This window comes from Campylobacter sp. RKI_CA19_01116, assembly GCF_025771405.1.
Classification (GTDB): Bacteria; Campylobacterota; Campylobacteria; order Campylobacterales; family Campylobacteraceae; genus Campylobacter_D.
This window is the reverse complement of record NZ_JAKMQF010000006.1, coordinates 1-14,764: the sequence shown is the minus strand read 5'-3', so window position 1 is coordinate 14,764 and position 14,764 is coordinate 1. Positions and strand designations below refer to the sequence as shown.

General features: G+C 28.7%; 12 protein-coding genes and 1 tRNA gene. 3 read left to right on the top strand and 10 right to left on the bottom strand.

Annotated elements, in window-relative coordinates; all coding sequences use genetic code 11:
* The first annotated feature begins 6 nt into the window (after window positions 1-6).
* Both serS and L8U41_RS05575 read left to right on the top strand, forming a co-directional pair.
* Window positions 7-1,242, top strand: a complete 1,236-nt coding sequence (gene serS, locus L8U41_RS05580) for a serine--tRNA ligase (RefSeq protein WP_263728030.1) — start codon at window positions 7-9, stop codon at window positions 1,240-1,242.
* An 8-nt stretch (window positions 1,243-1,250) separates the two neighbouring features.
* On the top strand, window positions 1,251-3,653 hold the full coding sequence (locus tag L8U41_RS05575) for a tetratricopeptide repeat protein (RefSeq protein ID WP_263678842.1): 2,403 nt from the start codon (window positions 1,251-1,253) through the stop codon (window positions 3,651-3,653).
* A gap of 85 nt (window positions 3,654-3,738) precedes the next feature.
* Here L8U41_RS05575 and L8U41_RS05570 read toward each other — a convergent pair.
* The 7 genes from L8U41_RS05570 to secA all read right to left on the bottom strand — a co-directional run bounded on the left by L8U41_RS05570 (window position 3,739) and on the right by secA (window position 11,258).
* A tRNA-Asn gene (locus L8U41_RS05570) sits at window positions 3,739-3,813 on the bottom strand.
* Window positions 3,814-3,881: 68 nt separating this feature from the next.
* Window positions 3,882-4,790, bottom strand: coding sequence for a radical SAM protein (locus tag L8U41_RS05565; RefSeq protein WP_263728029.1), 909 nt, complete (start codon window positions 4,788-4,790; stop codon window positions 3,882-3,884).
* Window positions 4,787-5,809, bottom strand: coding sequence for a uroporphyrinogen decarboxylase (gene hemE, locus L8U41_RS05560; RefSeq protein ID WP_263728028.1), 1,023 nt, complete (start codon window positions 5,807-5,809; stop codon window positions 4,787-4,789). The genes L8U41_RS05565 and hemE overlap by 4 nt, the downstream gene beginning before the upstream one ends.
* Window positions 5,810-5,821: 12 nt before the next feature.
* Complete coding sequence (locus tag L8U41_RS05555) at window positions 5,822-6,328, bottom strand: YqhA family protein (protein ID WP_012661246.1); 507 nt, start codon at window positions 6,326-6,328, stop codon at window positions 5,822-5,824.
* Between the two features lie 10 nt (window positions 6,329-6,338).
* Window positions 6,339-7,355: an aspartate-semialdehyde dehydrogenase gene (locus L8U41_RS05550; RefSeq protein WP_263728027.1), complete on the bottom strand. Its 1,017-nt coding sequence runs from the start codon at window positions 7,353-7,355 to the stop codon at window positions 6,339-6,341.
* 13 nt (window positions 7,356-7,368) lie between these two features.
* Complete coding sequence (locus L8U41_RS05545; protein WP_263728026.1) at window positions 7,369-8,658, bottom strand: sigma-54-dependent transcriptional regulator; 1,290 nt, start codon at window positions 8,656-8,658, stop codon at window positions 7,369-7,371.
* An 8-nt stretch (window positions 8,659-8,666) separates the two neighbouring features.
* Entirely contained in the window at window positions 8,667-11,258 is a 2,592-nt protein-coding gene (secA, locus tag L8U41_RS05540; RefSeq protein WP_263728025.1) for a preprotein translocase subunit SecA, read from the bottom strand.
* A 117-nt stretch (window positions 11,259-11,375) separates the two neighbouring features.
* On the opposite strand from secA, the gene lolA reads away from it, so the two are divergent.
* Window positions 11,376-11,882 (top strand): LolA-like outer membrane lipoprotein chaperone, encoded by a 507-nt coding sequence (gene lolA / locus L8U41_RS05535; protein WP_263728024.1) that lies wholly within the window; start codon window positions 11,376-11,378, stop codon window positions 11,880-11,882.
* On the opposite strand, the gene L8U41_RS05530 is transcribed toward lolA, so the two are convergent.
* Genes L8U41_RS05530 through L8U41_RS05520 form a run of 3 tightly spaced genes read right to left on the bottom strand, consistent with a single transcriptional unit; the run spans window position 11,883 to window position 14,651 of the window.
* A complete protein-coding gene (locus L8U41_RS05530; protein WP_263728023.1) occupies window positions 11,883-12,527 on the bottom strand; it encodes a flagellar basal body-associated FliL family protein in 645 nt (214 codons plus the stop codon).
* 2 nt (window positions 12,528-12,529) lie between these two features.
* The gene (locus tag L8U41_RS05525) at window positions 12,530-13,885 is read right to left on the bottom strand and encodes an ATP-dependent DNA helicase (RefSeq protein ID WP_263728022.1); all 1,356 of its coding nucleotides are present in this window, start codon (window positions 13,883-13,885) and stop codon (window positions 12,530-12,532) included.
* 1 nt (window position 13,886) lies between these two features.
* Window positions 13,887-14,651, bottom strand: a complete 765-nt coding sequence (locus L8U41_RS05520; RefSeq protein ID WP_263728021.1) for a class I SAM-dependent methyltransferase — start codon at window positions 14,649-14,651, stop codon at window positions 13,887-13,889.
* Window positions 14,652-14,764: the final 113 nt, after the last annotated feature.

Sequence of the window (14,764 nt, the reverse complement as noted above, 5' to 3'; positions counted from 1 at the left end):
GTTAGAATGTTAGATTTAAAACTTTTACAAAATAATTTCGATGAAATTGCACAAAAATTAAAAGCTAAAAAAGTGGATGAAAATTTACTCAAAGAATTGAGTGATTTATTTATAAATTTAAAAAAAGAAAAAGCACTTTTAGAAGAATTTCAAGCTTTTCAAAACAAATTTAGCAAAGAACTTGCAACAGCACAAGATAAAGAAAGCTTAAAAGCACAACTAAGTCAAAATAAAGAAAAAATTAATACTCAATCAAAAATCGTTAATGAATTAGAAGAAAAACTGGAGCAAATTGCTCTAGCAGTACCAAATACCCCTGATGATTGTGTGCCTTTTGGGGAAGATGAGGATGAGAATGTAGAATTAAAAAAAGTTCTTACCCCACATAGTTTTGATTTTGAAATTAAAGAACATCATGATTTAGGAGAAAAATTAAATTGGCTTGATTTTACAAGAGGAGTTAAAATCTCGCAAAGTCGCTTTTGTGTACTTAAAAATGAAGGAGCTTTACTAAGTAGAGCCTTAGTAAATTATATGATAGATTTTAATAGAAGTAGAGGTTTTGAGTTAGTTAATGTGCCATTTTTAGTAAATAGTGCGACCATGTATGGTACTGGACAACTTCCTAAATTTAAAGATGATATGTATAAGGTAGAAAATGATGATTTATACCTCATTTCAACTTCTGAAATTCCTGTAACCAATCTTTATTCTAATGAAATTTTAACTCAAGAAGAATTACCTTTAAAAATGACTTGCTATAGCGCTTGTTTTAGACAAGAAGCAGGAAGTGCAGGTAGAGACACAAGAGGCATTATAAGACAACATCAATTTGAAAAAGTAGAGCTTGTTAGTATATGCAAGCCTGATCAAAGCGAGCTAATGTTTGAAGAAATGCTAAATTGTGCTAGTGATTTGCTAAGCTCTTTAGGTCTAGCACACAGACATTTGATGCTTTGTACTGGAGATTTAGGTTTTTCAGCTGCAAAAACAGTGGATTTAGAAGTTTGGCTTCCATCTCAAAATAAATACCGTGAAATTAGCTCTGTATCTAATTGTAAAGATTTTCAAGCAAGACGTGCAAAAATTCGCTTTAAAAACGATAAAGGCAAAAACGAATTAGTGCATACACTTAATGGCTCTTCGCTAGCTGTTGGAAGAACCTTGGTAGCTATTATGGAAAACTATCAAGAAAAAGATGGAAATATAAGAATTCCTGATGTATTAAGAAAATACTTTTAAGAGAAAACATGGCCGAAGAAGTAACACTTAAAGAACAAGACAACCAAGAAAAAGCTTTCTCTGAGTTAGATGAAAATCCAGGAGTAGAAGAACAAGCTATCCCTCCTGGCATGATACCTCCTGAATTAGAGGAGGAAGAAAGTACCTTTCAAAGAGTGGAAGAAGAACCTCAAGCACCGCAACCTGAAGAGAAAAAAAAGCTTTTTGATAAAAAATTTATTATTTTAATTTCTGCACTTGGAGCTCTTGCTCTAATATTGCTTGTAGTTTTAATTTTACTCATAGTTTTCAAAGAAGATAAACAAGCTATTTTAAATACTCAAGTCTTAGATGATAATACTAGCTCAAGCATCACTAAAGTAAAACAATCAGCATTAGATCTTGTAGTACAAAAAGCAAATTTATTATATGAAAAAGGTGATGTAGAAAGCGCTTTAGAACTTTACAATAACATTAACATTTTTAATCAATCCCTATCTAGTTACAATCTTGGCGTAGCCCAAATGAAACAAAAAGATTATGCTAGCGCAATTGAAAATTTCAAGCAATCTTTAGAATTAGAAGAGCACAAAGTGGCTGCTGCCATAAACACTGCTGTGTGTTATTTTAATCTTGGTAATAAAGAAAAATTTAATTATTATCTTGACTTAGCAAGAGTGCATTTACCACAAGATTCCAAATCATCTTTGTATGATTATTATCTAGGTTTAATTAATTATTATCAAGGATTTTACCCTGAAGCCTTACAAATGTTTATGCGCTCAAACAACATCAATGGTTATCAAGGTGAATCTTATTATCTTGGAGCAAAAGTTTATGCTTTATTAAAATCAGAAAAAAACGCCATTGATTTTTTACAAAAACAAGAAGATTATGAAGCAAGCTTACCCTTAGGCTTATTATATGCAAAATCAGGAGACTATCAAAAAGCTAAAGAATATCTTGAAAAAGCCTCAAAGATAGGAGAACATGAAGCTAGAAGCAAGGTTGCTTTAGCCTTAGTTGAATTAAAAACTGGTCAATTTGAAAGTGGTGCGCAAATTTTAAAAGCTCTTTACATCAAAGATAAAGATATAGGTTCAAAATACTATAATATCAAAACAAGATTAAAAAGAAATTTTTCAAATATTGATATCGCACAACAAAATTTTGCCAAAAGATTGATTACTGGAAAACAACAAATATATGATTTACTGTTTTACTTTTCACCATATCGTGTTTTTGATGTTAAACAAAGCATGGAGCTTATTACAAAGGCTGATTTGGGAAATTTTATACAAGGATATGAGTACGAAAATGAATTACTTGTTAAAAGTAAGGCTTTATCAGGGGTTAATATAGAATTATCTCATGCTATTAACTTAGCTTTTAATTTTCATCTAAGAGAAGCTAATCAAGAATTTAAAAACTTAAGTGAAATTTATCATGCTCATGATGTAATTCATTATAATCTTGCCCTAACTTACGCACAATTACAAGATTATAACAATGCTTACAAGCACTTTTCAACCGCATATCATTTAAATCCTAAAAATTATATTGCAGGAATTTTTGGCATATATTGTATGGATCTAGCAAAGAAAGATTATACAAAACTTGCTAATGAACTTTTAGAAAATCTCCAAGCAGATAATACCATTGATCAAAACAACAACATATACAAATATTTACTATATTTAGCTAAAAATGACTTTACTGCTACTATTCCTTACCTAGATAATCTTTCAAATACTAATAACACACCTTTGGAGTTAATATTTGCTATTATAGCTGCAAATGGTAATAATCTTGAAACCCTAAGAAACCAAAAAATAAAAGAATTAAAAGATTTATTAAGTGAGGATATTATTAGCAATATTTTATATTTTAACTCCAAAAATATGAACTTAAATATCAAAGAATACGCCAAACAAGCTCAAATGTATTTTTTAAATACCAAACTTGATTATAATTCTTTATTTGGAGGAGCTGGGATAGTTAAAGATAGCTATGTAACGCTTATGCAAATAACAGGCTTGCTTAATCATGTTAGAAATGATATTAAAAAAAGACTAGCCATGAGTAATAAAAATTCCATTGGATTAATCTTTGCTCTAGCTTATGTAGATATATTTGCAAAAGAATACCAAGAAGCATATACACTTTATAATATTTTAATAGATGATTACAAAATTAAAGATGCTCAAACTTTATTTTTAGCTGCAGTTGCAGCAATAGGTTCAAATAATCCAAACTCAGCCATTGCTTTGCTTGAACTTGCAAGATTAGAAAACGAAGAAACCTTAGAAGCAAGGCTTGCTTTAGGACTTTTATACCATGAAGTGCAAAATCTAGAACCTGCTATGTTTCAGTATGAAAAAGTAGGCAATAACTTCGAAAGCAAATTCTTTACTTTTGATATCAAAAACTAGTATTTTCGTAACAAAAATACTAGTTATATAAAATCATATAATTTACTTAACACTTATAAAACCCGGATTATATTTTAAAAAGAAGTGGCTCCGGATGTAGGATTCGAACCTACGACCAATCGGTTAACAGCCGACTACTCTACCGCTGAGCTAATCCGGAACATCAATAAATAAGAAATGGTATTATATAAGAAAAAAATACTCTTGTCAAGAGTTTTTCACAAAAAATTATATTTTTTTATAAAATTTCACTCCAGCTAGATTTTTTACAATAATTTCTTGCTCCTTAAGTAACTTTTCTAATATATCTTTACTATATTGACTAAATTTATTTTCAACATCAAATTCACTTTGAGCTCTAAGTTGCAACATTTTTAAAAGTTCTTGAGCATTAAAATCAATTTTTTCACCTTTATAATAATGCTTAGCAAGAACAACAGGGGCACTATTAATATACATACTTAATTCTTCTAATTTTTCCATGGATACACCTTTGACAGGATAAGCTGGAGGTCTATCAATAGTGCTAAAATCTACTCTTAATGGCTTTATTTTATCAAATACCTCATTTAAAGCTAACATTTCTTCTTTATTGTCATTTAAACCTTGTACAACTAAAACTTCCATAACAAGCTCACCTAGAAATTTTTCCCTAAAAGTAATCATTTTATCAATCATTGCTTCAAGTTTAATTTGTTTTAGAGCTTTATCTATTCTATAAAATGTTTTTTCTTTAGCACTATCAAGACTAAATTTAACTACATCAATATCCAATAAAGCATTGAATGCATTTGGATTTAACACACCACTACCATTACTTAAAATCAAAAGTTTTTTATCTTGTTTTATTTTATTTAACTCGCAAACTAATTCTTTTAAATAAGGATACAGACTAGGTTCACCATTTGCAGTTAATGTAAGAAAATCAAATTTCACATCGCTAGCTAAAGATTGTTTTACTTGTTCTAAGATATCTTGAATTTTTGGATATACTAAAGATTTTTCCACAGGTTTTGCAGCTTGCAACTCACAATATACACAATCGAAATTGCACTGCTTTTGATTTGGACTTAAATCAATCCCTAAAGAAAGCCCAAATCTTCTCGAGCTTATGGGGCCAAAGGTAATTTTGTTCACTTTTTAGATTTCTCTTGAACTAGCTTGATAAAATATTTAGCATTTTCAACAGGAATATCAGGCAAAATACCATGTCCAAGGTTAAAAATATGTGCACTATCTTGCATAATATTCAAAATTTTATCCACTCCTACTTCAATCGCATTTTTATCATACAATCTACAAGGCTCCATATTACCCTGTAAAGTATACTTAGCGCCTAATTTTTCTTTTGCCAATTCTAAAGGCGTACTCCAATCTACACCAAAAACATCAAAATTTCCATTTATACCATCCAAAAATCCACTAACACCTTTAGGAAATAAAATCACGGGAATATGTGGATATTTTTCTTTGATAAAATCAGCAATTTCAAGCATGTATTTAAAAGAAAATTCAAAAAACATCTCTTTTTCTAAAGCACTTGCCCAACTATCAAATATCTGTATAGCATTAGCTCCTGCTTTAATTTGTTCTTGAATATAATGCTTTAAAGTTAAAGTAAGTTTAGATAAAATTTGATGTAAAAATTTAGGATTTTGATAAACTAATTTTTTACATTTTGTATAATTTTTACTACCACCACCCTCTATCATATAAGTAGCAATAGTCCAAGGACTTCCACAAAAACCAATCAAAGCTTTATCATGCGCAAGTTTTTCTCTAGTAAGCGCTAGTGCATCATAAACATAAGAAAGATTTTTAATACTTTTTTCAACATCTAATCTTTCCAAATCTTCCTTAGTTTTAATGGGATTTGAAAATACCGGCCCTTCGCCTTTTTCAAATTTTAAATCCATGCCCATTTCTAAAGGCACTACTAAAATATCTGAAAAAATAATAGCTGCATCAACGCCCAAAATATCCACAGGTTGCAAAGTAACTTCACTTGCTTTTTTATAGTCCTTGCAAAGTGATAAAAAATCTCCAGCACTTGCTCTAACTTCCATGTATTCAGGTAAATATCTTCCTGCTTGACGCATCATCCAAACCGGAGTATAAGGAGTTGATTTTTTAAAACACGCATCAATAAAAATCATTTTTATTCCTTATTAATGATCACTTTTATGTAAGAAATAAAGCCCCACACAAAGAGCCAAAATAGAACCTGCCAAATAAGTCATATCCAAAACTGTATTAAGTTGCATTTGTAAAATTCTTTGAAAAAAATTTACAACTAAAACCATGATAATTACTTTTGCAAGCTTATCTTTTAGCTGATCCAAACTATGCACTTCTAAAACTTTTGACTGCTTTGTTTGTTTAAAATCCTCTATTTCGCTAATAAAAAGCTCATAAATTCCAAAAGAAAAAATAAATAAAACCAAAGCCATTAAATATAAATCCACAGCTCCTATGATCAAACCAACAATATCTTCATGCAAATCCACCGTAGAATTTGGCAACATAAAGTATTCAAATACATATTTTAAAACTTTAATCACATCATAACTTGCGATAAAAAATAAAACAAAAGCCCCTATTAAACCAAAAATTACAGGTAAAATAGTAACCAAACGACTTTTAACTAATAAATTCTCAAAAAATCTTTCTAGCATTTTTCTCCTTTTAAACTAACTCTAGCCATTTTTGTGCAATACGCACTGCATTTGTAGCAGCTCCTACACGAATTTGATCAGCCACACACCATAAGTGCAAAATGTTTTTATGATTAATATCACGTCTTATTCTTCCTACATAAGTTTCGTTAGTGTCACTTGTAAAAAGAGGCATAGGGTATTTTTTATTTTCTACATCATCAATCACAACAACACTTGGCGCCTTAGAAAGTATCTCTTTAACTTTAGCAACATCAACGTCTTTTTCAAAATGCATAGTAATGGCTTCACTATGACTTCTAAGTACAGGAACTCTTACACAAGTTGCTGAAATTTCAAGTTTTTTATGCAATATTTTTTGCGTTTCATTTACCATTTTTAATTCTTCTTTAGTGTAGCCATTGTCGCTAAAAACATCAATTTGGGGAATCAAATTTAAAGCCAAAGTATATGGAAAAGTTTTTGCTTCAAATTCATCTAATTTAAAAGCAAAAAAACTTTGCATTCCTTGAACTAGTTCTTCCATACCTTCTTTACCTGCGCCACTTGCTGCTTGATAAGTACTTACATCTACTCTTTTTAGATTAAATGCATCATCAAGTGGTTTTAAAACATGTACCATTTGTATGGTAGAACAATTTGGATTAGCAATAATCCCTGTTTTTTCCCAATCTTTAATATCTTCACTATTGCACTCAGGAACCACCAAAGGAACATTCTCATCCATTCTAAAATGGCTCGTATTATCAATCACCACAGCACCACATTCTACTGCGTATTTTGCATACTCAGCACTTATATTTCCTCCAGCACTAAAAAAAGCGATATCTACAGGATTTTCTTTAAAAACACTTGGAGTTAATTCTTTTACTTTATAGCTTTTACCTCTAAATTCTACTTCACTACCTGCACTTTTTGCACTTGCTAATGGCAAAATACTTTCAACTGAAAAATCAAGCTCATCTAAGACATTTAAAAGTTCTTCACCAACTGCTCCTGTTGCACCTACAATAGCTATTTTTTTCATTGTCCGTCCTTTTTTAAGTAATATTGTATTTTTTCATTTTTTCGCTAAAAATTTTCTCACTCATCCCTATAAGCTTAGCTGCTTCTGTAATATCTTGCGAATTTTTTAAAGCTTCTAAAATCAATTCTTTTTCAAGATTTTTAATATCTTTACCTTTTCTACTTTCTAAAAATAAATCTTGAACACTAATCTCATCATTTTCACTTAAAATACAAGCTCTTTGTATAATAGAAATCAATTCTCTAATATTACCTGGAAAATCATAAGCTAGTAAAGCATCTTGTGCTTCTTGACTTAAAGTTTTTTCATTAAAATCATATTCTTTACACGTATCAAGTAATACCTTTTGCGCAATTTGCAAAATTTCTTCTTGACGCTCTCTTAGCGGTGGTATATTAATAGGAATAGTATTAAGTCTATAATATAAATCTTGTCTAAATTCATTATCTGCAATCTTTTTTTCTATATGAGCATTAGTTGCACTGATAATTCTTACATCAATCTTTATACTTTTAGTACTCCCTAATCTTGTAATTTCTTTTTCTTGTAAAGCTCTTAATAATTTTGCTTGAATTTCATAAGGCATTTCACCTATTTCATCTAAAAACAAAGTGCCTTCACTAGCAAGCTCAAACAGCCCTATTTTAGTAGTATTAGCATCAGTAAACGCACCTTTTTCAAAACCAAAAAGCTCACTTTCTATCAAATTTGATGGAATTGCTGCCATATTAATAGCCACAAAAGGTTTTTGTGCTCTTTTTGAATTTTTATGTACAAAATTTGCAAAAACTTCTTTACCTACTCCACTTTCTCCAAAAAAAAGTACACTTGCATCTGTCTTAGCAGCTTTTAAAGCCAAATTTAGACAATTTTCCAAAGCCTTAGAAGTACCATAAAAATCTTGATTTTCTTCTTTTTTAGTAGTCTTTTTATTTGTTTTTTTAGAAGTCTTTTCTTGAATTATTTTTGCGCGTTTTATTGCAGTTACTAAAGTATTAATATCAAATGGTTTTACTAGAAAATCTTTTACTCCAAGCCTTACTGCCTCTATAGCGCGATTTAGCGTTGCATTGCCTGTGATAATGATAAAATCATATTTATTCTCACAAGCTTGTACAAATTCAATACCATCCATACCCGGCATATTAATATCTGTAATAATTAAATCAACATCATCATTAAGTTTTTTTAGTGCTTCAGTTGCTGATTTATAGGATTTTATAGTAAATTCTTCATACTCACCCAAAGCTATTTCGAGTGATTTTCTCATATTTATATCATCTTCAACTATAACTAAATTCATCTCAAACCTTAAGCTAAAATACCTTTTTTAGGACCACTTTTACCATGACATTCTTTATATTTTTTGCCACTACCACAAGGACAAGGTGAATTTCTAGGTACTTTAGTAATTTGTGCTTCACCGTTTTCATTAACACCACTTTCTGTAGTATTTGACAACAACTGCTCATTTTGTTCATGGCTTTTTTCTTCAAAATTTTGTACTTCTTTTTGAGTAAAAACTACATTAAATAACAATTTTAAACTGTCAAATTTAATACGCTCAACAAGCTCCATGAAAAGATTATAACTTTCTTTTTTATACTCCACTAAAGGATCTTTTTGGTTATAACTTCTTAAACCTATACCAGTTTTTAAAATATCCATTTGGTATAAATGCTCTCTCCATAGATTATCTAAAATTTGAAGATATAAAATTCTTTCAATTCTTCTAGCTTCCTTATCTTCAATAATACTCATTTTGTCTTTATAAGCTTTTTCTAAAATTTCACTTAATTTGTTTTCTACTTCAATCACACCTAAATCTTTAAAATCAGCTTCGTTTAGCTCAAGGTTACACTCATAACTTACTTTTTGCTTTAAGCTTTCAAAATGCTTAACATCATCTTCAAGCTCTGCATTTAGATAAATTTGACTTACCAAATGATTGCTATATTCAACAATATTTTTTAAAATTTTATCTTGCAAATCAAATTCTTCATCTAGTAATTCATTTCTATAATTATAGATAGTCTTTCTTTGCTCATTAGCCACATCATCATATTCAAGCAAATGTTTTCTACTTTCAAAATGTAAACTTTCAACTTTTTTTTGAGCATTTTCTACAGCTCTTGTAACAATGCGACTTTCTATATGCTCACCCTCTTCTATACCCAATCTTTCCATGATATTTTTAATGCGATCACCGCCAAAAATTCTCAAAAGATTATCCTCTAAACTTAAATAAAATCTACTTACACCAGGATCACCTTGACGCCCTGCACGACCACGAAGTTGATTATCTATTCTTCTACTTTCATGGCGTTCAGTTCCTATGATATAAAGCCCTCCTAAAGCTCTTATTTCATCATCTATTTTTATATCAACGCCACGACCTGCCATATTGGTAGCTATAGTTACTGCACCTTTTTTACCCGCATCTTGGATAATCAAAGCTTCTTGCTCGTGATTTTTAGCGTTAAGCACATGATGAGGAATGCGTTCTTTTACAAGCATATTATGAAATACTTCACTTCTTTCAATACTTGCAGTCCCTACTAAAACCGGTTGACCTTTTGCATTTGCTTTTTTTATCTCTTCAATAACTGCTTTAAATTTTTCTTCTTGTGTTTTATAAATCAAATCATCTTTATCTATTCTTGCAACCTGTATATTTGTAGGTATGGAAACCACATCTAAATTATATATTTGAGAAAATTCCGTTGCCTCAGTTTGCGCAGTACCTGTCATACCTGCTAATTTTTTATACATTCTAAAATAATTTTGGAAAGTAATATCTGCTAAAGTTTGACTCTCTTCTTGAATTTTTACCCCTTCTTTAGCCTCTAATGCTTGGTGTAAACCATCACTAAAGCGTCTTCCTTCGCTTAGCCTTCCCGTAAATTCATCAACAATTACAACTTCTTTATCTCTTAATACATAATGCACATCTTTTTCGAATAAATTATGTGCTTTTAAGGCCTGATCAAGCTGATGGGCTAATATTGCATTATCTAAGCTATATAAATTTTCTACTCCAAATAATTTTTCTGCTTTAGAAATTCCAGCCTCTGTAATCATGATAGTTCTATTTTTCTCATCAACAACAAAATCTCCACTTGGTAATTCTTGAGGAGTAGCCGCTGCTTGACCTTTTTGCATTTGTTTTGCTACTTCATTTGCTTTAATATAACCATCTAAAGTTCTATTTGTAGGTCCGCTTATTATAAGTGGAGTTCTTGCTTCATCTATTAAAATACTATCTACTTCATCAACTATAACAAAATTATGCTCTCTTTGTACTTTTTCAAGCTTTGAAAATTTCATATTATCACGCAAATAATCAAAGCCAAATTCATTATTTGTACCATAAGTTATATCACACTCATAAGCTTTTTTATGTGCTTCATCGCTATTTTGCTCTGAAAGTATCACACCTACACTAAAACCTAAAAAATTATAAATGGCACTCATTTGCTCTGCATCTCTTTTGGCTAAATAATCATTTACAGTAACTACGTGCACACCCTTGCCACTCATAGCATTTAATACAACAGGTAAAGTTGCAACCAAGGTTTTACCTTCCCCGGTTTTCATTTCAGCGATTTTTCCCTCATGCAAAACCATACCACCAATTAATTGTACATCAAAATGACGCATATTAAGCGTTCTTTTTCCTACTTCTCTAACTATTGCAAAAACATCATTTAGTATTTGGTCTAAAGTTTTTTCTTCTTTTTGAATTTGTGTTTTAAAATCTATAAAATTTTGTTTTAATTCATCATCACTTAAATTTTGGTATTTTGACTCTAAAGCATTAATTTGCGCAACTCTCTTTAAATATTTTTTTACTTCTCGATCGTTTTTTGTGCCAAATATTGCTTTAAATACACTAGAAAACATTTTTTTACCTTTAATTACAAAAATATATGCTAGATTATACCTTGATTTTAATTAGAACTATATAAAATTTTATTTGCATAAATTTTATATAATTTGTAAAATTTTTAAAGGATAATTATGAAATATTTTGTATTTTTAATGATATTTGCTTGTAATATTTTTGCTTTTGATATAAATTTTAAAAATTTTAGCAGTGATTTTGAACAAAAAGTGCAAAGTAATAATTCTTCGCTAAATTACAAAGGAAATTTTATCATCACTCAAAATAAAGCCTTTTGGAATTATACTAAGCCGAATAAAAAGCAAATTTATATCAATAACAAAGAAGTTGTTATCATAGAACCTGAATTAGAACAAGCCATTTATACTCAATTACAAAATTTACCAAATCTTCAAGCAATTTTTAAAAATGCAAAATCAATATCTCACGAAAGCTATGAAGCAAAATACGAAAATATCATATATAATATCAAACTAGAAAACGGTAGCCTTAACAGTATTTCTTATAAAGATGAATTAGGAAATTTAGTTAGTATTTATTTTTACAACCAAAAATTTGATCAAAATATCAACGATAATATTTTTATACCAAAAATTCCAAGCCATTTTGATATAATCCATTAATCAAAATGGTATCTCTTTAAACAAATCTTGTTCTTTGCTTGGTGCTAACATTTGCATTTGAGCATTTTCCATAGTTTTTAAAATCATATCCATAGCTTCTTTGCTTGTATTAACATCTTGATTAAAACTTATATTACTATCTTTAATACTGTTTGTTTGAGTAGCATTTATGTCTTTTGGCTGGGTATTATTTTGATCTGAAGTTTTAGCAACTTTAAGAATATTTTGAATTTCTTCTTGCTTAGCAGTTTCTTTTAAACCTTCTTCATTTTTTTCTAAATCTTTTACAAAACGCTTCAGTTCTTCTATATCAAATTGAGCCACTGAGTTAATTTTTAAAATATAAATGTTTTTTATTTGAGTTTTGTATTTTTTATTGCTAAATTTAAGCAAAGTTTCTTTGAAGTTATTTTTACCCACTTCTGTAAACAAATCTTCATAAAAATAACTAGATACAATAGTATTTAATGCGTCTGTAATTTTCTTTTGTTCTAAATTTTCTCCCTCAAAATCTAAAGTCATTTCAATCTTTTTTAAAGTATTACTTCCAGCTTTTGAATACAAATCTGTTCTAAAATCTTCTATGCTTAAAGAATTAGCATAAATACTACAAAAAGAAAAAAATAAAATTACTACCCATCTCATAATCACTCCCTATCTTCTTCTAAATTTATAAACTTTTCTTGCAGATAAAATCGCTTTACCTCTTTATCAAATTTTAAAATTTTTAAAAAATAATCCTCAAAAGGCATTTTATAATTATATATTATTTTTAAATTACTTGGATTAATGGCTCTTGATAAACATACATATAATTGTCCTTTTTCAAAAATTCCATCAATATCACATATTAATTTATCTATACTCATGCCTTGAGATTTATGGATTGTTATAGCATAAGCTAATTTTATAGGAAATTGAACAAATTTAGCTTTTATCTTAACTTCTAGTTTTTCATCTTTGTCTAACTCATACTCTTCTAAGGTATATTCATATGGTTTTAATTTCAATCTTTCACCATTATTTTTTTCTATCAGAATATATTCTTGCTCTTTATCTTTTATAAAATCTAAAACAACACCCTGCTCCCCATTATAATAATTTTCTTCTTTATTATTCACACAAAAAATAATCTTAGCAGCTATTTTTAATTTTAACTCACTCAAAGAATTAAGTCCATTAATCCACTGCTCGTATGTTTTATCATCTAAGGTACAATCTAGTTTTTCAGCTTTTGCTTTAAATATACTTTCTTTACCTTGTAAAAGATTTAATTTTTCAGTATTAATATGATTAGTCTTTTTATTGGTAGCACATAATAAAGTATACTCATCCATATACTCAAGTAAATTTTTTGAACTAATTAACATTTTTTTAAAGAAATTCAATATTTCTTTATTTGTTTCACCCATTCTAAGAAAAAACAAATATTCGTAAAATTGTTTATCTAAAGTTCTTTTTGTAATACTAAGTTTTAAATTAATAAATTTAAGATCATTCCAAGCTTGCGAAGAAAAAGCATATAAAGTATTTTGAAATAAAGTACTTTGAATTTGATTTTCTTTATGTTTAACCACAGGTGGAAGTTGAAAAAAATCTCCAACTAATAGAATTTTACCATTAAAACCACTTCTTGATAATCTATAATAAATCATTTCCATCAACGAAGCACTTACCATAGAGATTTCATCAATAACCAATAAATCACATTGTTTTAAAATTCTCTTTAATTTTTCTAGTTTATCTTTTTGCTTTCTATCTTCATAATATAACTCATCATAATTCTGACATCTTTTAAAAGCAAAAAAACTATGTAAAGTAACCCCACCTATATTAAAAGCACTAAGAGCGGTAGAACCCAATACAATAACAATTTTTCCTTGAACTCTATAAGATTTTATAAGCTCCATAGTTAAAAAAGACTTACCAACACCTGCACCACCACTTAAAAATACATTATTATTTTTTAAAAAAAATCTTAATTTATCTATAACTAAATTCAAGCTACTCTTTCATGCAAGATATTATCAACATCATTGGCCTATGCCATTCTTTTTTAAATTCATTTTTGAATTCAGGAAAAAGATTGATAATTTTATTAGAAGGCATTGGCTCAATAATATTGGTTATTTTAAAATTATTTTGCAATAAGGGAGAAATATAACTTGTTAAGGTACGGTGATATTTAATCACACTCTCACCTAAAAAATTATATTTATTTTTATTTTCATAAAAATAATTTTTAATAGGAAAATATTGAATATCCCCATTATTATCATATATAAAATCTTGGGAAATATTTGCGGTAAAAACAGGATGCTCAACACTAAAAACCAAACTACCATTTTTATTAAGAAGATTTGAAATATTAAAAATTAATTTTTCATAATCCTTTATATAATGAAAAACTAAAGAACTAATAACTATATCAAATTTCATATTTTGTAAGTCAGTGATTTTATCTATTTCTTCACAAGAACCTCTATAAAAGGATATTTTATTTTTATATTTACTTGTTTTAGTCTTAGCTTTATCTAACATTTTTAAAGATAAATCAATAGCAAAAACTTTTTTAGCCCCATTTTCTAAAGCATAAATACTATGCCATCCATATCCACAACCTAAGTCTAATATAACTTTATCTTTTAAGCTTGGTAAACATGTTTTAAAATCTTCCCATTCACCAGCACCATCCAATCCTACTTTAGATCTTAGCATTAAGGAATATTTATCAAAAAAAATATTATCATCATACTTATTATCTAACATTATACATCCTTATAATAACTTTATTATATCAAAACTTTTCATTTTAATCTCATCAAAACCCACAACCCACCAAATAACAATTCAATAACCAACAACACAAATCTAAGCCATAA

Coding starts and splice junctions, on each gene's coding strand:
- serS (WP_263728030.1), top strand. CDS start 7: ATGTTAGATTTAAAACTTTTACAAAATAATTTCGATGAAATTGCACAA.
- L8U41_RS05575 (WP_263678842.1), top strand. CDS start 1,251: ATGGCCGAAGAAGTAACACTTAAAGAACAAGACAACCAAGAAAAAGCT.
- hemE (WP_263728028.1), bottom strand. CDS start 5,809: ATGATTTTTATTGATGCGTGTTTTAAAAAATCAACTCCTTATACTCCG.
- L8U41_RS05555 (WP_012661246.1), bottom strand. CDS start 6,328: ATGCTAGAAAGATTTTTTGAGAATTTATTAGTTAAAAGTCGTTTGGTT.
- L8U41_RS05550 (WP_263728027.1), bottom strand. CDS start 7,355: ATGAAAAAAATAGCTATTGTAGGTGCAACAGGAGCAGTTGGTGAAGAA.
- L8U41_RS05545 (WP_263728026.1), bottom strand. CDS start 8,658: ATGAATTTAGTTATAGTTGAAGATGATATAAATATGAGAAAATCACTC.
- secA (WP_263728025.1), bottom strand. CDS start 11,258: ATGTTTTCTAGTGTATTTAAAGCAATATTTGGCACAAAAAACGATCGA.
- lolA (WP_263728024.1), top strand. CDS start 11,376: ATGAAATATTTTGTATTTTTAATGATATTTGCTTGTAATATTTTTGCT.
- L8U41_RS05530 (WP_263728023.1), bottom strand. CDS start 12,527: ATGAGATGGGTAGTAATTTTATTTTTTTCTTTTTGTAGTATTTATGCT.
- L8U41_RS05520 (WP_263728021.1), bottom strand. CDS start 14,651: ATGTTAGATAATAAGTATGATGATAATATTTTTTTTGATAAATATTCC.